The organism is Wolbachia endosymbiont of Oedothorax gibbosus (assembly GCF_936270145.1).
Classification (GTDB): Bacteria; Pseudomonadota; Alphaproteobacteria; order Rickettsiales; family Anaplasmataceae; genus Wolbachia.
The window spans coordinates 32,741-54,803 of the sequence record NZ_OW370537.1 but is presented as its reverse complement, the minus strand read 5'-3'; the positions used below and the strand labels follow the sequence as shown (position 1 = coordinate 54,803).

18 protein-coding genes, 1 tRNA gene and 5 pseudogenes are annotated in these 22,063 nt (G+C 34.5%); 11 read left to right on the top strand and 13 right to left on the bottom strand.

Annotation, left to right across the window (positions count from 1 at the left end; all coding sequences use genetic code 11):
- Nucleotides 1-16 precede the first annotated feature (16 nt).
- A pseudogene (gene tnpC, locus NBW37_RS00270) lies at nucleotides 17-1,357 on the top strand (IS66 family transposase).
- On the opposite strand, the gene NBW37_RS00265 reads toward tnpC, so the two are convergent.
- From NBW37_RS00265 to NBW37_RS00255, 3 genes are all read right to left on the bottom strand, one after another.
- Complete coding sequence (locus NBW37_RS00265) at nucleotides 1,354-2,583, bottom strand: KAP family P-loop NTPase fold protein (protein WP_250296450.1); 1,230 nt, start codon at nucleotides 2,581-2,583, stop codon at nucleotides 1,354-1,356. The pseudogene tnpC and the gene NBW37_RS00265 overlap by 4 nt on opposite strands.
- 3 nt (nucleotides 2,584-2,586) lie before the next feature.
- Nucleotides 2,587-3,186 carry a recombination mediator RecR gene (gene recR, locus NBW37_RS00260; protein WP_250297030.1) on the bottom strand — a complete coding sequence of 200 codons (600 nt, stop codon included), beginning with the start codon at nucleotides 3,184-3,186 and terminating at the stop codon, nucleotides 2,587-2,589.
- 542 nt (nucleotides 3,187-3,728) lie between these two features.
- Nucleotides 3,729-3,805, bottom strand: a tRNA-Met gene (locus tag NBW37_RS00255).
- Nucleotides 3,806-3,864: 59 nt separating this feature from the next.
- On the opposite strand from NBW37_RS00255, the gene NBW37_RS00250 reads away from it, so the two are divergent.
- From NBW37_RS00250 to NBW37_RS00225, 6 genes are all read left to right on the top strand, one after another.
- Nucleotides 3,865-6,051, top strand: coding sequence for a ComEC/Rec2 family competence protein (locus tag NBW37_RS00250; RefSeq protein ID WP_250296449.1), 2,187 nt, complete (start codon nucleotides 3,865-3,867; stop codon nucleotides 6,049-6,051).
- 35 nt (nucleotides 6,052-6,086) lie between these two features.
- On the top strand, nucleotides 6,087-6,521 hold the full coding sequence (locus tag NBW37_RS00245; RefSeq protein WP_250296448.1) for a hypothetical protein: 435 nt from the start codon (nucleotides 6,087-6,089) through the stop codon (nucleotides 6,519-6,521).
- Nucleotides 6,522-6,553: 32 nt separating this feature from the next.
- Nucleotides 6,554-7,380 (top strand): IS5 family transposase gene (locus NBW37_RS00240; RefSeq protein ID WP_250295841.1). Its coding sequence is split into 2 segments (ribosomal slippage): nucleotides 6,554-6,941 and nucleotides 6,941-7,380, totalling 828 coding nucleotides; the frame shifts between segments, so codons are not numbered across the junction.
- A complete protein-coding gene (locus NBW37_RS00235; protein WP_250296447.1) occupies nucleotides 7,377-8,870 on the top strand; it encodes a hypothetical protein in 1,494 nt (497 codons plus the stop codon). Before NBW37_RS00240 ends, NBW37_RS00235 begins: the two co-directional genes overlap by 4 nt.
- Nucleotides 8,858-9,829, top strand: a complete 972-nt coding sequence (locus tag NBW37_RS00230; RefSeq protein ID WP_256466269.1) for an RluA family pseudouridine synthase — start codon at nucleotides 8,858-8,860, stop codon at nucleotides 9,827-9,829. The genes NBW37_RS00235 and NBW37_RS00230 overlap by 13 nt, the downstream gene beginning before the upstream one ends.
- Before the next feature lie 61 nt (nucleotides 9,830-9,890).
- Nucleotides 9,891-10,902, top strand: a protein-coding gene (locus NBW37_RS00225; RefSeq protein ID WP_250295836.1) for an IS630 family transposase whose coding sequence is annotated in 2 segments (ribosomal slippage) — nucleotides 9,891-10,403 and nucleotides 10,405-10,902 — 1,011 coding nt in all. Because the reading frame shifts where the segments join, the coding sequence is not laid out codon by codon here.
- Between the two features lie 24 nt (nucleotides 10,903-10,926).
- On the opposite strand, the gene NBW37_RS00220 is transcribed toward NBW37_RS00225, so the two are convergent.
- The 7 genes and pseudogenes from NBW37_RS00220 to NBW37_RS00190 form a co-directional block, all read right to left on the bottom strand.
- On the bottom strand, nucleotides 10,927-11,148 hold the full coding sequence (locus NBW37_RS00220) for a diacylglycerol kinase (RefSeq protein WP_250296445.1): 222 nt from the start codon (nucleotides 11,146-11,148) through the stop codon (nucleotides 10,927-10,929).
- Nucleotides 11,145-12,156, bottom strand: a protein-coding gene (locus NBW37_RS00215) for an IS630 family transposase (RefSeq protein ID WP_250295836.1) whose coding sequence is annotated in 2 segments (ribosomal slippage) — nucleotides 11,145-11,642 and nucleotides 11,644-12,156 — 1,011 coding nt in all. Because the reading frame shifts where the segments join, the coding sequence is not laid out codon by codon here. The genes NBW37_RS00220 and NBW37_RS00215 overlap by 4 nt, the downstream gene beginning before the upstream one ends.
- Before the next feature lie 54 nt (nucleotides 12,157-12,210).
- Nucleotides 12,211-12,378: a diacylglycerol kinase gene (locus NBW37_RS00210; protein WP_250296444.1), complete on the bottom strand. Its 168-nt coding sequence runs from the start codon at nucleotides 12,376-12,378 to the stop codon at nucleotides 12,211-12,213.
- A gap of 136 nt (nucleotides 12,379-12,514) precedes the next feature.
- Nucleotides 12,515-13,341 (bottom strand): IS5 family transposase gene (locus NBW37_RS00205; RefSeq protein WP_250295841.1). Its coding sequence is split into 2 segments (ribosomal slippage): nucleotides 12,515-12,954 and nucleotides 12,954-13,341, totalling 828 coding nucleotides; the frame shifts between segments, so codons are not numbered across the junction.
- A 49-nt stretch (nucleotides 13,342-13,390) separates the two neighbouring features.
- A pseudogene (locus NBW37_RS00200) lies at nucleotides 13,391-14,155 on the bottom strand (EndoU domain-containing protein).
- A gap of 58 nt (nucleotides 14,156-14,213) precedes the next feature.
- Nucleotides 14,214-15,401 carry a phosphoglycerate kinase gene (locus NBW37_RS00195; RefSeq protein ID WP_250296442.1) on the bottom strand — a complete coding sequence of 396 codons (1,188 nt, stop codon included), beginning with the start codon at nucleotides 15,399-15,401 and terminating at the stop codon, nucleotides 14,214-14,216.
- Between the two features lie 102 nt (nucleotides 15,402-15,503).
- Nucleotides 15,504-15,701, bottom strand: a complete 198-nt coding sequence (locus NBW37_RS00190; RefSeq protein WP_250296441.1) for a hypothetical protein — start codon at nucleotides 15,699-15,701, stop codon at nucleotides 15,504-15,506.
- Nucleotides 15,702-15,938: 237 nt separating this feature from the next.
- Between NBW37_RS00190 and NBW37_RS00185 the strand changes: the two genes are divergently transcribed.
- The 3 genes from NBW37_RS00185 to NBW37_RS00175 are packed head-to-tail and all read left to right on the top strand — an operon-like array spanning nucleotide 15,939 to nucleotide 18,862.
- Nucleotides 15,939-16,223, top strand: coding sequence for a BolA family protein (locus NBW37_RS00185; RefSeq protein WP_370273194.1), 285 nt, complete (start codon nucleotides 15,939-15,941; stop codon nucleotides 16,221-16,223).
- 7 nt (nucleotides 16,224-16,230) lie between these two features.
- The gene (metC, locus tag NBW37_RS00180) at nucleotides 16,231-17,472 is read left to right on the top strand and encodes a cystathionine beta-lyase (RefSeq protein WP_250296439.1); all 1,242 of its coding nucleotides are present in this window, start codon (nucleotides 16,231-16,233) and stop codon (nucleotides 17,470-17,472) included.
- Nucleotides 17,447-18,862 (top strand): Mur ligase family protein, encoded by a 1,416-nt coding sequence (locus NBW37_RS00175; RefSeq protein ID WP_250296437.1) that lies wholly within the window; start codon nucleotides 17,447-17,449, stop codon nucleotides 18,860-18,862. Before metC ends, NBW37_RS00175 begins: the two co-directional genes overlap by 26 nt.
- Here NBW37_RS00175 and NBW37_RS00170 read toward each other — a convergent pair.
- Nucleotides 18,844-19,008 (bottom strand): annotated as a pseudogene (locus NBW37_RS00170) (ComF family protein); the annotation flags it as partial. The gene NBW37_RS00175 and the pseudogene NBW37_RS00170 overlap by 19 nt on opposite strands.
- Nucleotides 19,009-19,132: 124 nt before the next feature.
- On the opposite strand from NBW37_RS00170, the gene NBW37_RS00165 reads away from it, so the two are divergent.
- On the top strand, nucleotides 19,133-20,569 hold the full coding sequence (locus NBW37_RS00165; protein ID WP_250296436.1) for an IS4 family transposase: 1,437 nt from the start codon (nucleotides 19,133-19,135) through the stop codon (nucleotides 20,567-20,569).
- Here the strand turns inward: NBW37_RS00165 and NBW37_RS00160 are convergent.
- A pseudogene (locus tag NBW37_RS00160) lies at nucleotides 20,568-21,385 on the bottom strand (IS5 family transposase); the annotation flags it as partial. The gene NBW37_RS00165 and the pseudogene NBW37_RS00160 overlap by 2 nt on opposite strands.
- A 51-nt stretch (nucleotides 21,386-21,436) precedes the next feature.
- Nucleotides 21,437-22,009 (bottom strand): annotated as a pseudogene (locus NBW37_RS07690) (ComF family protein); the annotation flags it as partial.
- Between the last annotated feature and the right edge of the window lie 54 nt (nucleotides 22,010-22,063).

Genomic DNA, 22,063 nt, shown 5'->3' with positions numbered 1-22,063 from the left:
GTAAATATGAGGTAGTATGGTAAACCTTTTAGAACTTTGCAAAAATTTACAGCAAAAAATAGAAAAGTTAGAAGCAAAAATAGAAAGATTGGAAAGAGAGAATGAAAGTTTAAAAGCAGAGAATGAGGCTTTAAAGATAGAGAACGCTGAATTAAAGGAAAGGCTAGGTTTAAATTCAAAAAACTCATCAATTCCCAGTTCAAAAGAATTATACAAAATGAAAAAGGAAAAGCCAAAAAGCGAAAGAAAGATTGGTGGTCAAGTTGGGCATAAGGGTAATTATCGTGCTAAAATGGAAGCAGATGAGGTGATAAAGATAGAGTTGTCACCTACTTGCGAATGCGGAGGGAAGATTGCAATATGCGAAAAACCTTATATTCATCAGAAAGTAGATCTTCCGGAGATTAAGGCTTATGTAATAGTTGGAACATGGCCGTTGTCAGAGATGCGGAAAAAGAAGGAGTAGCAAGTTACCAGAGGGTGTTACGCCAGATACATTTGGCCCAAGGGTTAAGTCAGTAGTTGCAGCACTCAGTGGGTTTTATAAAAATTCAAAGCGCGAAGTAGCTAGCATCATAAATGATATCTTCAATTTGAACATAAGCGTCGGTAGCATATCAAATAGTGAACATAGAGTTGCTTCAAAATGCAAAAAAATGTATGAACAGATCGAACAAGAGATAAAAGTTCTACATATTGATGAAACGAGCCATTATAACAAAGGTAAACTCGCTTGGTGTTGAAGCAATACGGCAAGTTTTGTGAAGTTGACAGAGTCAAGGGGAATGAAAGTTTTAAAAAATAGTGTATGCTGCAATCGTAATAGCTTGGTAGTAACCGACAGATATGCAGCATACAACTACTTTGCTGATGAAAGAAGGCAAATCTGTTGGATCAAGGGATTTTGAAAGATTAGCGCATAGTTGGAAATTTGAAGTTAAAGTTCTGGGCTGTTACTTGAGAAATGTAGCCAATGAGTTATTTGCACTGAAAAAAGCTTTACTAAAAAATGAGATAGATATTTCAAGATTTATTAGACGTGCCAAGAAATTGCGAAAACGTACAAGGTATTATTTGAAGGAAATATCTCGCTTACCTGAAGCAATTGGAGCGTCTCGAGTTGCAAAGAATATTTTGAAATCTGAAAGAATGATGTGGAAATTTTTAGATGACCCAGCCGCTGACAAATAATCACGCTGAACGGCAAATACGGCATTATGTCGTTTATCGCAAAAATTCATATTTTACACAATCAGAACGAGGAAACTCATTCCTTGAGCAAATAATTTCGTTATACTTAACATGGAAACAGAGGAGGCTAAACCCTTTTCACAATCTTCTATCTATCGTTTCTTAAACCACTCTGCTGAACGGATACTCCTTTATAGCTTTGTTAATTTTTTCTGCAAAAGCAGTTTCTAGAGAGGTTTTAAGTTTTTCCCATTCCTCTTGACCATTTATTTGAGCCAAAATTAGAGACTTATACTCACTCTCAATCTTCTCCAGCGCTTTTTGATATGATAAATCTAATTCTTCATATATATCAATATTTATCGATTGCAGTATTACCAAAAACGAAAACAAATTTGGAGCAGGTAATTCTTCCTTTATATAATTCAGAAGACATAGTTTTATTTTTTTTGTGCAATATTCTATTGTTTTCAGCGATAGTGATAGGCTTTCTGCATAAAATATAAAACTATCTATAATTAAACTTTTTGATTTTTTCGGCAATTTAATATTTTGAAACAGTTCTTTTATAAATTTTTCTATCGGTTGTTTTGGTAAATGTAAAGAGAGATCAGTAAAAGATTTTAGATCAAAATTTGGTCCAAGTATCGTGCTGATTGCTCTTTGTACATTACTCTTATCTTTACTTACAGAAATAATGAAAACCAGTCCCTCCATATCAAGCATATACTTTATAGATTCCAAAAAATCGACAACGAATTTAGGGCGGCACACATCAAGATTATCCACCATTATATAAATGTTTTTGTCTTTTCTGATTTTATTAACCACATCCGCTAACTGTGTTTTAAAATCTCTAGTACTCTCTTTCCTTCTTTGGAGAAGACTTAATTCACTCAAGACAAAACCTATGTCTTTTTTATCAGCCTCTTTTGCAGCATCAAGAAATACTGAAAGCATAGCAAGTGGAGATTTACTGATCAGCTTTCCTAGTGTGTTTAGAGAAAATAGCTCTTGATTTATGTTCTTGAACTGTTGTATAACGCTTCTTTTTACTTTATACGATACAAATAAATCTTCAAATAGAAAATTTAAAAAAGAAGGAAGTGGTTGATCCAGTGCATTGATATCCCATGCGTTATAGTAAGCTGCAATTTCATTTTGCTGTTTTAACTCTTTTACCCATTCTTTCAAAAAAAACGTCTTGCCCCATCCATCATATCCTTCTAAAGATATTATTGTAAAAGACTGATCAATCGTTTTAATTATAGTGTTGAATTTGTCTGAAAATTGCTTGTAGCCAAGATAGTCATTCTCCCACACTACCTCAGGTAGTGGTGCTGCTTCTTTCTTTTTAAATGTTATCCATGATATAAGTTTTTTTAAGTACATACCTTATTTTATATTTAACTCATATTCCTGTCTTGAAGTGAGTGCTATCCTCAGCGTTCCTTCATCTAGGTAGTCAATTTCTCCGCCCATTGGTATGCCACAAGCAAGACGTGATATTTTCACATTCAAATTTTTTAGCAATTGAATTATATATTGTGCAGTAACTTGACCCTCTAATGTCGGATTAATTGCGATAATTATCTCTTCAATTTTAGACTCTGTCACTCTTTCCAGAATAGTATCAAGGTTGAGTTCTTTTGGACCTATGCCATTTATCGCAGACAATCTGCCACCCAAAACATGGTATAAACCTAAATATATGCTTCCCTTTTCAAACGCCCATAGATCACCTAATTCTTCTACTACACACAGTAACTTAGTGTCACGTTTTGGGTTAGTACAAATAGAACAAGGTGATTTAGTATCTAGATTTCCGCAAACCTCACATTCTATTATAAGATCTGCTAGCTCTTTAATCAAAGATGCAAGTGGTAGCATAACTTTCTCTTTGTTTTGGAGTAAATGTATAACTAACCTGCGTGATGATGATGGCCCTAAGCTTGGCAATTTAGAGAAAGCATGAACTAGATTCTTTATGTTAATGTTCATTCAATAAATTCAGAATAGGCAGTCAAATGGTAACATCAAACCCTTTGTAAAGAAAGTGGTAAGTTTCTCTTGATCCACTTTGATTAGCTATAGAAAAAATTTTTTACTCTAACGCAAAAAATTACTTCCGCGTACTTAAAGCCTAACTATAATGACAGTAGAGATATTTCTCGAGCTCAAAATTTATCTTCGCCTGCAGATTAAAAACAATCAAATTTCAGTAAAAATGTAGCGTATCTTCTTCAGCGTACATGGATGTGCTTAATCTCTGCGTTGCATTTCTATTGAATCTTTATGATATAAATGAAGCAAGAGAGAAGATAACCTTACTCACTATAGGAATAGGGCTATCGCGGGCGTCAATTTAGTACCTTTCAAATTAGATAAAGGTTTAAGTAAAATAAATTTTCTGTGTTTGAATGTCACACGTCAGAGTGACACTGAAAATAGCAAAGAGTGAGGTGGGCAGAATGGAATCTGGAAATCGTACATAACCTACCTGAGAAAATACTATAGCCTTCATATAATCATAGAGATGGTTGCGGGAGTAGGATTTGAACCTACGACCTTCAGGTTATGAGCCTGACGAGCTACCGAGCTGCTCCATCCCGCGTCGTTGTTTATTTAGCTATTATACTTGCAATTATAGGATATACAAGGATAAAATCCGCTATGGGTCGTATATTAGTATATTTATTAACTTTTCTTGACATAATAGTTAGTTATATACGTCATAATGAAAAATATAACTTGATACTATGGTTTCCTGTGTGTCAGTGTGTAGGGATTTTAACCTATTTTTCCCTAAGTTTTGAACCAAGCTGCACTTTCACTATATCTATTTTTCTTTTGCTTTTACCCACACTAATTTTGATTGCAATATTATACAGAAAGTACGCAATATTATGCATTGCTTTAATTGCAGTGCTCACAGGATTTACAGCCAGTAAGTTAAGAACAGCTTTAGTTGATACTCAAATTCTTGATAAAGAGAGATATGTAAAAGATATCGTTGCCACAGTGAAAGATATTAACGACAGGGGCTCATACAAACAATTTCTGCTTTCTATTACAAAGCCTTCCACCATTCCAGAATCCTCCTCTGTCATCCCAGTGCCCCCTTTTGTCATCCCAGCGCCCTCTTCTGTCATCCCAGCTGGGATCCAGAAAAAAAAGATATGGTCACACGCTGGAATGACACCAGATAGAGCTCTAGATAACATCAGAATATCAGTTAGAACCAAAGTGGAAAAAGGCATTAAAATAGGCGATCAAGTAAAATTATCAGCAAAACTCTTCCCTCCAAAAATTGCGCCTTCGGAGTATGCATACGATTTTGCAAGAATAGCATATTACCAGAAAATAAGCGCTACAGGTTTTGCAACAAGCAAAATAGCCCTGTACAAAAAGGCTGAAGCAAGGAAATTTCAAGAGTATATAGAATCTTTCCGTCAATACATTTATGAAAACCTGCAGCAAAATATCAAAAAACCACATGCGGATATACTCTCTGCATTACTGATCGGTAAAAAAGATGGCGTAGATCAAAAAACTATGGACGCGATACGAGATTCAGGTATAGCACATTTGTTTGCCATATCTGGTTTGCATTTATCATTCGTTGCTGGACTATTTTTTATAGTATTTCGTAACTTATTCGCAATATCTGAAACTTTGACTCTTAAGTATAACACCAAGAAAATATCTGCATTCCTTACTATCTTGCCAACCACGTTTTATCTATTGATCACTGGTATGCAAATTTCCGCTCAGCGTGCCTACATTATGGTAATTTTAGTACTCGTTGCAATAATGATAGAGAGAAAATATCGAGGGTTAATAGCAATTGCGTTTGCTGCTGCAGTGATACTTATCATAGAACCAGAAGCAGTTTTAAAGCCTGGCTTTCAGATGTCATTTTCTGCGGTTTTGGCACTGGTTGCCAGTTATCAAATTAATGCTAATAGATTGTTCAAAATAAAAATAATGAAATATTTTGTATCGATAATGATCAGCTCAGTAATAGCAAGTTTAGCAACTGTTCCGTACACGATATACAATTTTAATTATTTTTCAATTAGTGGCATTATCACAAATTTAGTTGCTATACCAATAGTTACATTAATTATTATTCCACTTGGAATAATCTATGTTTTGTTGATTCCTTTGGGTGTTGAATGGATTATAGCGCCATTTATAGAGCGCCCAATTGACAGTATTTTGTATATAACAAACGCTATCGCTAGTCTTCAGTATTTGGTTATTCCTATTCGCACTTTTCCTGCCTCATCAATTATTATAATAACATTTGGGTTATTGTGGCTGTGCTTGTGGGAAAGAAATTGGCGTTTCTTTGGAATTTTCTTTATTGTACTGGGTATTTGCTTTAGCACTACATATGAAACCCCCGACATCCTAATAAATGCTGATAATGTTGCTGCAAAGGAGAGTGATAACTTACTATATTCTCTCACCAGAAAAAATAGGAACTTTGTTGTCAAAACATGGGCGAAACAAAATGGGCAGAACCAAATTTTGAATCATACAAAATACAGCAATCCAGATAAAAGACTAAAGTGCAACGATTATGGCTGCATATACAATAAAGGAAATAATAAATTAGTGCTGCTAGCTTATAAAAAAGAAGATATTTCAGAAAATTGTGATAAAGTTGATTTAATAATTCAATTAAGTGAATTCGACTATTCAGTTTGTAATACTAGAACTATTAAATACGCCGATCTAAAAACATATGGCACACATTCTGTTCGGTTAACAAATCGTTACGTAAAGATTAATACAGTGCGCTCTAACCGGCCTTGGCATAAGTTAAAAAGCTTGATTTTAAAGTGTTATTAATATATAATTAATTAAGTTGAAATGTAAGGAAATTTATGCATTTAGGTGATCAAGTTATAAAATTCGACCATGGAGTAAAGCCAGTAGAGGACGTTATTGGTCTGCCAGCTAAAGTATGGCACGCAACAAAGAAATATTCTGTAAATAATACCTTACCCATAGCAGCTATGAACACTTGGTTTCAATTTTCTTTAGCTTATGTGGCTGCAATGATAATAACCCATAACGATTTAAGCTTTATTACTACTTTTAACCCAACATTAATGCCAATTTACTTTCTGGTTTCTATTATTCTTTTAACAACTCTTGTGGCCTCTCTTGCTATAAAATATATAAATAAACAAGAAATAAAAGATGAGAGATCAAAAGATGGTGATAGCCCAATAGATATAAAGATTAGAGGTGGAAAAAGTGATGGGATAAATGAGATCGCTCAAAATGCATTAACAATAGACTTCTTTCAAAATTGAGGGAGAGAGAGTAAGATCAAGTATTTGGAAGCATGAAATATAAGGAAATAGAAAAGTTAGAAGGAGAAAAGTTTCGACGTTTAACGGGGGTAAAAAAATCAACATTTAAGAGAATGGTAGAAATTCTAGATGAGGAGGATAAAAGGAAAAAAGCTAGAAGTGGAAGAAAAAGCAAACTTTGTATAGAAGATAGATTACTTATGGCACTGGAATATATGAGAGAATATCGTACATATTTTCATATAGGACAAAGTTATGGCATGAGTGAAAGCAACTGTTTTAAAATAATAAGGTGGGTAGAAGACACATTAATAAAACATCCAGATTTTGCATTACCAGGAAAAAAAGATCTATTAAATAGTAATGTAGAATACGAAGTTTTGGTAATAGATGGAACTGAAACAGCAGTAGAAAGGCCAAAAAAAAGCAAAAGCGCTTTTACTCTGGAAAGAAAAAAAGGCATACTATAAAAACACAAATAGTAACAGAGAAGAAGAGTAAAAAGGTCGTATGTACATCTTTCTCCAATGGTAGAAAACATGATTTTCGGATGTTTAGAGAATCAAAGATAGCAATATTACCGCAAACTAAGATCCTAGCTGATTCTGGTTACAGAGGAATGCAAAAGATACATAAAAATGTTGAATTACCACATAGAAGATCAAAAAAGAATCCTTTATCAAAGGAGAAAAAAGCAGAAAATAGATCTCTCTCTATACGAAGAGTGGTAGTTGAAAACGTAATCGGCTTATTGAAAAGGTTTAAAATCATTTCTGACAGATATAGAAATCGACGAAAACGTTTTGGCTTAAGATTTAATTTGATTGCCTCTATTCACAATAGAGAGCTCCTTTCATGAATTTTGAAAGAAGTCTAATAAAAATTGTTCCTGATTTGGTCGATAAAAAGCAAGGTTTTTCAATAGTTTTACCAATCTCTGAAAAACAGGGAGAAATATTAGAAAACAAAAGACAAGAGAATAGAAATAAAGTTATTTTGTTTACTGTGCCATATGCGCTGAGCGGTCTCATTGTAGGTGGCGCATTGATACAAAATAAATTTAGTTTTGCCAATTTTCATGGTTGGGAAGAATGGATTTTCATTGCATTTGTGAGTGCTGTCTTCATTGCTGGAATATGTATAGCATTAAGTAAGTTAAAAAATAATGAAGTAAATAACGCACATAATATCGTTAAAAAATTTAACAATGTGAATATTCTACTTCCATGGAGAAAAGGCACGATTGTATCGGTAATGGAAAACAAATTTGAAAGTAAAGAGGAGAATGATCCCATATCTCGATTGGAAAGATTATTTGATAAACACCTAACTGACCTTATCAATAAAATTTGCTATTTATTTAAGAACGATCTTTTAGGGCCTGCAAATGCCAACATCGAAAAAACACTTGATGGTATGAAAAAGGACGTTGCAACTTTATTGAATAAATTAGAGGAGATCATAAAACAAAATTTAGATGGAGTAGAAGCAACTGCGAATGAAGCAATAATTCAATGTTTGTTCAATATTGATAAAAGTGTTGATGAGTTATGTAAGGGAGTTGGCAAGGATGTACAAAAAAAACTGGATAAGATAAGTATAAAAGATTTAGTAGACAATATAAGTAGGCTGGCAGAGACTCTCGAAGATAGAATATCTAGACTGGAACCTGGAGGCCGTATGGGGCTAGCTGGAGCAGCTTTTGCAGATAAAAGATTGCCTAATGCACCTAGAGAAAGCAGAAGTGACCAATCATCTCAAGGCGAATGGGCAAGTAGTAATGAAGAACATGATGAAGAACATGCACAACGAGTGGATTGGGAAGGAGGAGTAAAAAAGATAGGGCAGCTAAAAAAGAAAATAGAAGCATTGAAGAGGGCATTAGAAGAAAAGGAAAATAATAGTGTCATCAGTCCTCAAACTAGCAGCACCATCTCTAATGGCCCACAACAAGATGAAGAAGAAATATTGGATGAAGAATTAGCACGACTAGGAAAAGAAGAAAGGATAGAAGAGAAGCGAGAAAAAATAAAAAACCTTAAGGAAGCACGCCCTAAACAAAAAGAAACAAACAAGTGGAAAGAAAAAATCAACGGCAAACCAAGTGAATTTTTATATTATTTATTAGAGTCTATTAAGCTAGAAGAAAAAGGTGATAAAGGAGAAAAGATTGGTGAAGCAACATTACGTAATTTTGATAATAAAATAATAATCCACTGGAAAGATGGCTCTAAGACAACTTGCCACATTAAAAAACAAGACGGCCTTCAAATTCAACCTCCTAGTACAAAAGTTGATTTTGTAGATCAAAATATTCAAGCAGCATTTAAAGTAGCGTGTGCAGGGTAGTTGTTATAGACCACTTAGAAGTAACCTTAAACATTAATAGTGATGAGAAAAAATTAAGGTTAGACACCTATATAGCTGAAAAATGCAATATATCACGCAGTAAAGCGCAAAGATTGATACAGAATGAGCAGGTGAAATTACTTGGCACACCGATAATTAATAATGACCACATAGTAAAACCAGATGAAGAGTATGTGGTGCATCTCGTTCAACCTGACATATCCACATCAATTGAGCCTAATTATGACATAAAACTTGATATCGTCTATGAAGATGAGGACATTATAGTTCTGAGTAAACAGAGTGGATTAACAGTGCATCCTGGTGCTGGAACAAACAATGATACGCTTTTGAACGCAGTTATCGCTCACCTTGATGTAAGACCAGGAATCGTTCATAGACTCGATAAAGATACCAGTGGGCTAATGGTAATTGCAAAAAATGAGGAAGCCCATGGTTTTTTGTCTGAATTGTTATCAAATCGTAAAATAAAGCGAGAATATTTAGCAGTAGTTTGGGGAGCATTATCTTCCCAGCAGGGAACTATAGAAACTAACATTGCTCCAAAACGTGGTAATAAAGAAATGATGTGTGTTACAAAAACAACGGGCAAATTAGCAATCACTCATTACTCAGTAGAGAAAGTTATAGGACAAGCAAACTTGGTTAAATGCACTTTAGAAACAGGCAGAACACACCAAATTCGAGTCCACATGAGCCACATAGGACATTCCATAGTTGGTGATCAAGTTTATGGGAAAAATAGTAGTAAAAGCACAAAATATGCTAAAAACTCTAGTTTTATTCGTAATTTCAATAGACAAGCACTGCATGCTTATACACTGGGCTTGTATCACCCCAAAAGTAAGGGATACATGGAATTTGTCTCTGATTTACCGCAAGATATAAAAACTTTAATTGGTGAGTTTGACAACATATCTTATACCAATCTCCACTAATAGATAGACAAATAGTAAAAACTACAAATAATTGAGGCTAGAAAGAATAAATATGTAGTTTATGGCAGGAAAAAGTAAAGCAATAGGAGAAGAACTATATAATCAATGCAAGTTAGAATTAAAAAAATATGGAATAAGAGGAGAGATAGGAAGAAGGTTACAAGCAATAATATCAGCAAAGGAGTATGGTATCTCAAAAGTTGCTAAAATATATAGAATTACGAGAACGACATTAATGAAATGGATTGCAAGATTTAAAGAAAAAGGTGTTATTGGGTTTGCAATACAGCCAGGGCGAGGACCTAAACCAAAACTGAACGAGGAGAAGAAGGAAAAAATAAGAGAGGTAATAGAAGAAGATGGGGCAAATCTGACTGCTAAAAAATTGCAAGGTATAGTTGAAGGAATGTTAGCTATCAAAGTAAGTGAGTCAACGGCGAGAAGGCTTATGAAGAAGCTAGGATTTACATATATCACACCTCGTCCAGCACATTATAAACAAGACAAAAACAAACAAGAGGAGTTCAAAAAAAATCTCAATGAAATTGTGGAAAAGAACCGGAAAAAGGAGGTTTTTTTTCGATGAATCGAGATTTGGAACGCACTCAAAAGTTGGACATGGATGGTTTAAAAAGGGCTCAAGAACACAAGTTAAAGTAAAAATCGGAAGAGAAAACTTCTATCTTTACAGCGCTGTAAATCCCAGGAATGGAGAGGATATTAGCCTACTTGCTCCACATGTAAACACAGATTGCATGAACATATTTTTGGAGCAGATGTCGAAAGATTTGGGGACTAGAGAAGCTTTTCTTATCATGGATTGCGCAAGTTGGCATAGGTCTAAAGGTTTAAAAACTCCTGAAAATATCACCATAATTTATTTGCCGCCGTACTCGCCTGAGCTCAATCCTGTGGAAAGATTTTGGCAACATTTAAAGGAAAATATAATAAAGAACAAGATGTATGACTCTATTAAATTACTTGAAAATGCTGTATCTGAATTTATTCGAGATATTACGGAAAGTTCGATCAAAACCATTTGCTCTGTGAATTATTTGTCTAGTTATTTATGAGGGTTGGTATTAATAACATTCGTATTAACCTGTCAATATTATCATCCATGTTATCAGGAAGTTAATTAATGAAAGAAAAACTGCTGCACTACCTAGATCTTTCACCTTTTTTGAAAGTATGTGTTGTTCACTGGAAATACGCTCAATTGTCGTTTCAAAAGCAGTGTTAACAATTTCCACAATTAACACCAGGAATAGGCTGCTTATCATTACTGCACGTTCTAGATTACTTATACCAACCCTCATAAATAACTAGACAAATAATTCACAGAGCAAATGGTTTTGATCGAACTTTCCGTAATATCTCGAATAAATTCAGATACAGCATTTTCAAGTAATTTAATAGAGTCATACATCTTGTTCTTTATTATATTTTCCTTTAAATGTTGCCAAAATCTTTCCACAGGATTGAGCTCAGGCGAGTACGGCGGCAAATAAATTATGGTGATATTTTCAGGAGTTTTTAAACCTTTAGACCTATGCCAACTTGCGCAATCCATGATAAGAAAAGCTTCTCTAGTCCCCAAATCTTTCGACATCTGCTCCAAAAATATGTTCATGCAATCTGTGTTTACATGTGGAGCAAGTAGGCTAATATCCTCTCCATTCCTGGGATTTACAGCGCTGTAAAGATAGAAGTTTTCTCTTCCGATTTTTACTTTAACTTGTGTTCTTGAGCCCTTTTTAAACCATCCATGTCCAACTTTTGAGTGCGTTCCAAATCTCGATTCATCGAAAAAAAACCTCCTTTTTCCGGTTCTTTTCCACAATTTCATTGAGATTTTTTTTGAACTCCTCTTGTTTGTTTTTGTCTTGTTTATAATGTGCTGGACGAGGTGTGATATATGTAAATCCTAGCTTCTTCATAAGCCTTCTCGCCGTTGACTCACTTACTTTGATAGCTAACATTCCTTCAACTATACCTTGCAATTTTTTAGCAGTCAGATTTGCCCCATCTTCTTCTATTACCTCTCTTATTTTTTCCTTCTTCTCCTCGTTCAGTTTTGGTTTAGGTCCTCGCCCTGGCTGTATTGCAAACCCAATAACACCTTTTTCTTTAAATCTTGCAATCCATTTCATTAATGTCGTTCTCGTAATTCTATATATTTTAGCAACTTTTGAGATACCATACTCCTTTGCTGATATTATTGCTTGTAACCTTCTTCCTATCTCTCCTCTTATTCCATATTTTTTTAATTCTAACTTGCATTGATTATATAGTTCTTCTCCTATTGCTTTACTTTTTCCTGCCATAAACTACATATTTATTCTTTCTAGCCTCAATTATTTGTAGTTTTTACTATTTGTCTATCTATTAGTGGAGATTGGTATTACATCCAAAACAAACAAAATTGAGACACATACTATAAAAAGTAGCAACTCCTGTCTGAACGCAATTTCTGATATAAAAGCTGATTTTATTCCTTCACAAGAGTATTGAATTGCTTTTATTAGACGAATAATGCCCTTCTTCATTATTATTCACAAAACCCTTTAATCAAAATTTTAACTCATTTGGATTTGCTACACCCTATAACATTTTTATCATTTGTTCACCATATTGGTTTTGAAATCAAGATTTACTGCAACTACAATAGACTTCTTTCAAAATTCATGAAAGGAGCTCTCTATTGTGAATAGAGGCAATCAAATTAAATCTTAAGCCAAAACGTTTTCGTCGATTTCTATATCTGTCAGAAATGATTTTAAACCTTTTCAATAAGCCGATTACGTTTTCAACTACCACTCTTCGTATAGAGAGAGATCTATTTTCTGCTTTTTTCTCCTTTGATAAAGGATTCTTTTTTGATCTTCTATGTGGTAATTCAACATTTTTATGTATCTTTTGCATTCCTCTGTAACCAGAATCAGCTAGGATCTTAGTTTGCGGTAATATTGCTATCTTTGATTCTCTAAACATCCGAAAATCATGTTTTCTACCATTGGAGAAAGATGTACATACGACCTTTTTACTCTTCTTCTCTGTTACTATTTGTGTTTTTATAGTATGCCTTTTTTTCTTTCCAGAGTAAAAGCGCTTTTGCTTTTTTTTGGCCTTTCTACTGCTGTTTCAGTTCCATCTATTACCAAAACTTCGTATTCTACATTACTATTTAATAGATCTTTTTTTCCTGGTAATGCAAAATCTGGATGTTTTATTAATGTGTCTTCTACCCACCTTATTATTTTAAAACAGTTGCTTTCACTCATGCCATAACTTTGTCCTATATGAAAATATGTACGATATTCTCTCATATATTCCAGTGCCATAAGTAATCTATCTTCTATACAAAGTTTGCTTTTTCTTCCACTTCTAGCTTTTTTCCTTTTATCCTCCTCATCTAGAATTTCTACCATTCTCTTAAATGTTGATTTTTTTACCCCCGTTAAACGTCGAAACTTTTCTCCTTCTAACTTTTCTATTTCCTTATATTTCATGCTTCCAAATACTTGATCTTACTCTCTCTCCCTCAATTTTGAAAGAAGTCTAATAAGTACTCTTATCATCACATTTTGGTGTTAAGTCGGGATAGAACGTGAGTATAGCATCATTCTTTCTTACAAACACTGATTATCCTCCATTTTATACAGGCACATTCCATCTTTTCCCAATTCCTTAAACGCCTTAGTTGCAGAAATTATCAGCATGAAGGTTATATGCGTATCCATTTGGGCATTTAACTTTCACTTCTCCATCCTTACCTAAATATTTCATTCCAAATGTATAAACCGGTGGCTTAATATCTGATTTATTGCATAGGATTCCAAATTGCACTGCCGATTTATCTTCTTGAGCTTCAACATATCTACCTATAAAATGCATACCACCTAATTTATCGTTTGGCTCACCACAAAAAATATGTCCAAACCCTATAGTTTCTTTTTCACTTCCACTATTTGTAAACCAAATGTTAGCCAGTTCATCTTTAAATAGCTCCAAATCCGCATCTGGTGTGACAATTTGATGATCAAGCTCATCATATATTCCTTTCACTACTTCTTGATATTGCGGACAACTAAGTAAAATTTTGAAATCTTCTTTATCTGGATGCACTCCCCAATCTCCACAAACTTTCAACACTCCTCTATCAAAGTCAGTTAATTCTGGAAACGGTGCTGGTTGTGAGCTGAAAAATGGTTCAAAATTATTTTCTTCTACATAGCCAGTGTGAAAATAATGATCCCTAATATAAAAAATAAATCCTATTATTGGTATTATTAAACACAAAATTAGTTTAACTGTCTTCGACATAATCACGTTCACAAAAAAGCTAGCTTACAAGAAATAATTTAAAAAAGTTTTAATCTAATCATTTTTGCAGAGCAGCAACTCCCGGCATTTCGTCACCACCCAGCCAACTTAAAAACGCCCCTCCACCAGTGGAAACATATGTAAAATCCTTATCAGTAAGGCCTGCAGCGCTTATTGCAGATAGACTATCACCTCCCCCTATTATGCTAGTTAATTTTCCTTTGTGCGTTAAGTCACTTACGACTTTCATTACCCCAATTGTACCACTTGCAAAAGCTGAATGCTCAAAAACACCAATAGGTCCATTCCACAGCAGAGTCTTACTGCTTGCTATTATACTGCTTATTGTACTCAAAGTTTGTGGTCCGATATCCAAAATTATATCACCGTCCAAAATGGACTCAGTTCTTCTTGAAATACTAGTGCTGTAATCAGAGTTTACTGCAACCAGAACGTCTTCTGGCACAATTATTTTGCAATTGTTTTTATTTGCTGTTTCAACAATATCATGCAGAAGATCATCAATACCACTTTGAAAGAAAGATTTGCCTATATTAACTTTATCAAATAACAAAAAATTGTTAGCAATTGCACCTCCGAGAACTAGGTAATCAACCTTTTCTGTTAGCTTCATAAGCATTTTTACTTTAGTTGATATTTTAGCTCCCCCAACTATCGCAGTAATAGGTTTAGCTTTAAACGATACAGCTTTTTCAAGATACTTTAGCTCATCTTGCAAACAAAATCCTGCATATGAGGGTAAAAATTCTGTAATGCTTGAAATAGAAGCGTGAGCTCTGTGAGAGCAAGAAAATGCATCATTTACATATATATCCGCCAGAGATGCTAATTGTCTGGCAAAGTTTGCATCATTCTCCTTTTCCCCTTCATAAAATCTTAGATTCTCCAGTAATATTATATCTCCTGCATCCATAGCACTCACTGCTTTTTGCACTTTTTCACCAACGCAATCATCAATGAATTTCACTTTTTTATTTAGTAACTGTGATAAAGTGTCAATTATATTTTTTAGCGACAGATTATCGTCTCTAACCTTTGGGCGTCCGAAATGCGATATAATAATAATCTTTGTACTCGCATCCACTAAATACTGAATAGTAGACAATGCTCTCGAAATACGAGTGACGTCACGAACTTCTCCATCTTTTATAGGAACATTGAAGTCAACTCTGAGTAAGACGGCTTTACCGTGAAGATCACAATTTTCTATACTAGGTATATTCATTGTAAAACTAAAGCTATAAAGTCACTATACAACAGTTTGATCTAAAGTAAAGTTTTAAGTTTACAAACGTTTAATTTGAGAGATACCGCGGCGGTATGACGGTTAATACCAAACTTCGTTATTGGGAAGACAAATAGAATATACGATAAATCCACTTAAACCTCTAGTTATAGGCAGAAAGCACTCTTTTTCATTTGTCTCATTATTATTGAGAATTGGTATAAGTAGGGTGTCATCCCAGTGCTCCTGTGATGTCATTCCAGCGCGTGAAACTGGAATCCCAAAAAAGGATGATGTCATCTTAGTGCTCCTTTTTTTTTGTCATCCCAGTGCTTGACACTGGGATCCAGTTTTCCATATAATCTCATCGAAAATGTTTTTCTATGCTAGTTTACAAGCAAGCTTTCCTGGATCCAAGTAGTCTGGGCACTGGGATGACAGAAGAAGGAGGCGCTGCCGTCTTGGATGAAAAGGCTGGGTTCCAGTGTCACGCGCTGGGATGACAAGAGGAGCGTATTGTTGCTTAAAGGAGCCATTATGGATATTATTAAAACGATAGAAGAAAAAATACACGATTCGATAGATGTAATTGATATCAACATTATCGATGAATCAGCAAAGCATGCTGATCATTATTTTGCTTCATCTTCAACACTACCTTCACATATCAAGCTAATATTAATATCTGACAGCTTTATCGGAGTGAACACTCTCAAAAGGCATAAATTGATCTATGAGTTATTAAAGGGTGAGATAGAGCTAATACATGCAATTTCTCTTCACTTGTATACGCAAAACGAGTACAATTTAAAAAATAAATAATAAAACTGTGAAGGAAGAGTCTTTATTAGTTAAAGCAGGAAGAAAATTTAAGGACTATAAAGGTTCTATGAACCCGCCAGTTTATCATTCTTCTACCATATTATTTCCTACTTACAAGGACTACTTAAATGCTGCAAATGGAGAAAGTATATACGATGTAATAAACGATGGTGTTGCAAGAGATTACAGCTATAGTAATGTTGGTACTCCCACTGTTCATTATCTTTCAAATGCACTGGCTGAAATTGAAGGCAGAGGACAAGCATTAATCTATCCTTCCGGACTATTTGCACTTACTTTTGCCATTTTGACTTTCACTAAAGCAGGTTCTCATGTTTTAATTCAGGATAACAGTTATTACCGACTCAAGAGATTTGCCGAAAATGAGTTACCAAAAAGGGGAATAGAAGTAACTTTTTATGATCCAACACAGGATATAACTGATTTAATTCAGAGTAATACTTCATTGATAATGATCGAGACTCCTGGTTCTGTAACGTTTGAGATTTCGAATATAGAGCATATAGTAAAAGTTGCTAAAGAACATGGAATCGTAACCGTTTGCGACAATTCATGGGCCACTCCTTTGTTATTTAAGCCGCTTGATTATGGAATTGATGTTGCACTATATGCAGTGACAAAGTATCTAGCCGGTCACTCAGATTTATTGATGGGGACTATGATTGCTGAAGGTGAAATTTTTAAATTGCTTTATGAGAGCTATAAAAATTATGGAGTAACCATTCAATCGCACGACTGCTATCTTGCACATAGGGGACTCAGAACACTGCACACACGTATGAAAAAGTACCAAAATACAGCAATGGAAGTGGCAAAATGGCTAGGAAAACATTCAAAAATTAAAAAAGTTTTGTATCCAGCACTGCCCTCTCATCCTCAACACGAATTATGGAAAAGTTACTTTAAAGGAGCAAGCGGCGTATTTAGTATAGTATTGGGTAGAGAATATTCATGTGAAGAACTAAGCTGCATGGTTGATCACATGAAAATTTTTAGTATTGGTGCTTCTTGGGGAGGGTGCGACAGTTTGATATTACCAATAGATCGTAAATGTATGTCAAGATCTGTAATGAATTCAGATTATGGTGGAAGTTTCGTGCGGATATGTTGTGGACTGGAAGATTCTGAAGATTTAATCTCTGATTTAAATGCTGCACTAGCAAGGTTGCCATGTTTGAACACTAAAACTGGCAGAGTAAAACATGAAACTGAGAGAATTACTGCATGATATTGTTGATGTTAACTTTGGCGTTGAAATCAAGGGCGTTACATGTAATCCCAAGAGAGTCAAGGAAGGTTATCTTTTCGTTTGTGTGTCAGAAAGGGATAGGATTTACATAGATCAGATATTATCTTGTGGAGCTAAAGCGATAATTGCAAGTGATTGCATAACAAATGGTATCATTCCAGCGCGTGACGCTGGAACTCATATTTTCCACCCAAACCCTCAAGAAATATACAGCAAAATAGTCAGCAGGTTTTATCAATTCAAACAGCCAAAATATGTTGCTGCTGTAACGGGTACTAATGGTAAAACTTCAGTAGTAGAATTTTGCCGTCAGATCTGGCAAAACTCTGGCTATAATGCTGCGTCTATTGGAACACTTGGAACATATATCAATAATGACAGAGAAGATAATAGCGATAATCTTACCACTCCAGGTGCAGATGACCTTTATGCAACATTGCGTGGTATAAATGTAGAGCACTTAGCGTTGGAAGCTTCAAGTCATGGGATTGATCAATACAGAATCCATGGATTAAAGCTCGCTGCTGCAGCTTTTACTAACTTCTCGCAAGATCATTTAGATTACCATAAAAATCTTGGTGAATATTTAGAAACTAAAAAAAGGTTATTTTACGAGGTATTACCAGAAGGAAAAACAGCGATTTTAAATGCGGATATAGATGAATACTGTGCATTGCTTAAAATAGCTGAAAAACGTGGCAATCAAGTTATAACCTATGGGAAAAAAGGCTCTGATATTACTTTGTTAAAGCAAATACCAGCACCAAACGGTCAACACTTGACAATTAAAATTGGCGATGAGATTTATGACATGTTTTTTCCGGTTCTGGGGCAATTCCAAGCATATAATCTGTTGTGTGCAATGGGTATAGTTACCTCGTCTGGACTGAATTACAGAGAAATACGCGTAGATAAACTCATTTTTCCAGCAGGAAGAATGGAAAAAGTGAAACCTTTTGCATTCGTGGATTACGCACACACTCCAAGTGCACTTAAACAGGCTCTGTTGTCTTTAAAATGGCACTTCAATAAAAAAATAATTCTAGTTTTTGGTTGTGGTGGAAATCGTGATCGAACGAAACGTTCAGAAATGGGCAAAATAGCACAAATGTATGCAGATAAAGTAATAATTACAGATGATAATCCGCGTGATGAAGATCCGGCAAAAATTCGCCACGATATTTTGTCTGATGCGCTAGAAATAGAAGATAGAAGAGAAGCTATAGAGAAAGGTATAGATATTGCCTATAACGAGGGTATGATTCTGCTAGTTGCAGGAAAGGGGCACGAAAGATTTCAAATCGTGAGCGGCCAAACTTTTGAATTCAGTGATGTTGAGGTTATTAAAAATCACGTTTTAACATGCTGATTTTCACAATCATTCACCGTTCTTGCAAGCGATAGCACTCTCACTTCTTTTGCACCGGAGTTTAAAATTTCCTGAGAGCAAGATCTTACAGTTGCTCCAGTTGTTACAACATCATCAACTAATATCACGATTTTATTTTTGATAATAGACTTCTTTCAAAATTCATGAAAGGAGCTCTCTATTGTGAATCTTACTATTACCCACAAATATAGATGTACTTATGAATAAAGTATTACAATATTAGAGTTTGCAAATATTGATGGTATAAAAATGGCAAACGAGAGTAATGAGTGGGCTAAAAATGAATTTGGAGATGCTTCACTTGGAGATAAAAGATTGACCGAAAGATTAGTGAATATTGCTAATAGTGTGATAGGTTCACCTGAAAGCTCAATTAATGAGGCATGCGGAAGTTGGTCAGAAGCAAAAGCTGCACATCGTTTTTTTCAAAATGAGAACGTAAAAGAAGTTGATATTCTAGCTTCACACATTGATAAAACAGTTGAAAGAACAAAAGCTCATAAAAGAGTCCTTGTAATTCAAGATACAACTTATATTTCATACTCAAGTCATAAAAAAACAAGCGGATTGGGAAGTATTGCTGGGAAAGGAGGTAAAGGTACAGTAATGCATACAGCCCTTGCTGTTAGTACGGAAGGTTTGGTACTAGGAATATTGGATCAAAAGATTTACTCGAGGCCACCAATTTCTGAAGAAGAAAAAAGACTAAAGAGTCATCGTAGTAACGTTCATATTGAGGATAAAGAAAGTATGAAATGGCTAGAAAGCTTAAAGAAAACAAATAATATTATAGATCAGACCCAAACAGAGGTTATAACTGTATGTGACAGAGAAGCAGATATACATGATTTTTTTGAACTTGCACATAATCTTAACTCAGCAATTTTAGTAAGAGCTCGTCACAACAGAAATGTAAATAAAAAATTTATGTATACCAGGAATAAGCAAAAATTATGGTCATTTATCCAAGGTCTTCCTTGCACTGGAAAAGTAGAAGTTGAAATCCCTGCTAGAGATGATAAGCAAAAAAGGACAGCATTTCTAGAAATTAGATTCGGAAAATTTATGATGAGTCCACATGAAAGCCACATAAAATGTAAAGAAGGTCACATAAAATATAAACCAGCAGCATTATTCAGTCTACAACTTTACGCAATTCATGTTGTTGAAAGAAATTCTCCTCCAGGAGCAAGTCCGCTAGAGTGGATGCTTTTAACAAATCTTTCGGTCAGTACTTTTGAAGAAGCTGTTGAAAAAATTAGTTGGTATTGTTTGAGATGGAAAATAGAGATATTGCATAAGATTTTAAAATCTGGTCTCAAAGTTGAGGAATGTAGACTTGGAACAGCAGAAAGATTAATGAGGTATTTAACAGTCATGAGCATTATTGCTTGGAGAATTTTCTTTATTACATCAATTGCAAGAACTAACCCAACATTACCATGTACTGGCTTATTAGCTGAGGAAGAATGGAAAGTTTTATATGTTAAAATACACAGAAAACCATGTCCAAGTATAGCCCCTACTATAAAAGAAGCCGTTTCGTGGATTGCTCAACTTGGAGGTCATTTAGCAAGAAAAAGCGACCCAAAACCAGGACCAATTACTCTTTGGAAAGGGTGGAGACGTCTCTTTGATCTAGCAGAAGGATGGAGACTTGCTCATGAACCACATATTTGTGGGTAATAGTAAGATTGTGAATAGAGGCAATCAAATTAAATCTTAAGCCAAAACGTTTTCGTCGATTTCTATATCTGTCAGAAATGATTTTAAACCTTTTCAATAAGCCGATTACGTTTTCAACTACCACTCTTCGTATAGAGAGAGATCTATTTTCTGCTTTTTTCTCCTTTGATAAAGGATTCTTTTTTGATCTTCTATGTGGTAATTCAACATTTTTATGTATCTTTTGCATTCCTCTGTAACCAGAATCAGCTAGGATCTTAGTTTGCGGTAATATTGCTATCTTTGATTCTCTAAACATCCGAAAATCATGTTTTCTACCATTGGAGAAAGATGTACATACGACCTTTTTACTCTTCTTCTCTGTTACTATTTGTGTTTTTATAGTATGCCTTTTTTTCTTTCCAGAGTAAAAGCGCTTTTGCTTTTTTTTGGCCTTTCTACTGCTGTTTCAGTTCCATCTATTACCAAAACTTCGTATTCTACATTACTATTTAATAGATCTTTTTTTCCTGGTAATGCAAAATCTGGATGTTTTATTAATGTGTCTTCTACCCACCTTATTATTTTAAAACAGTTGCTTTCACTCATGCCATAACTTTGTCCTATATGAAAATATGTACGATATTCTCTCATATATTCCAGTGCCATAAGTAATCTATCTTCTATACAAAGTTTGCTTTTTCTTCCACTTCTAGCTTTTTTCCTTTTATCCTCCTCATCTAGAATTTCTACCATTCTCTTAAATGTTGATTTTTTTACCCCCGTTAAACGTCGAAACTTTTCTCCTTCTAACTTTTCTATTTCCTTATATTTCATGCTTCCAAATACTTGATCTTACTCTCTCTCCCTCAATTTTGAAAGAAGTCTAATTTCTTTGTTGCTTGTTTTAAAAGCCTTCTTTAAGTTTTTTTCACGCTGTTTAAGTGAAAGACCAGCTTGAGGCGTGGTATGGCGAAGACGTTTTATTGCAAATGGCGTATAGGATAAATTGGACAACTTACTCAACTCTTTTGCAAGCAATGCTGCTTGATTATATTTACGTTTAAACAAGCGCATTTTATGTAACGGTATAGGAATTATGACCTCTGCGTTCTGAAACGTATCCTGATTAGCTTGGTGTATCCACTTTGCATAGATTTTTACGTAATTCAAATTATCAAAAAATTTGAAATTTATAATCATGTTTCTACTATGTTGATCATAAGCAAAAACTGATCTTAATACTTTAAACGGTGGAGGATTGATGATGCACTTACCACACGTATAAATATTGTCTGAGATTACTACGCCACAAACATTGCAGTAATGCTTAGTTAGAAAATTGATTTTTTTGTTGCATTCACTACACAGATTAAGATTTTCATCAATGATACACTCGCAACTTACGCATACGCTTGGAAATATGAGATTTGTAGCTTTTTTTAGTAAGAGAAGGTTCACAATTCATTAAATATATTATAAAATTTATATAGTGTAGCTAAAGTAACTTGTGCT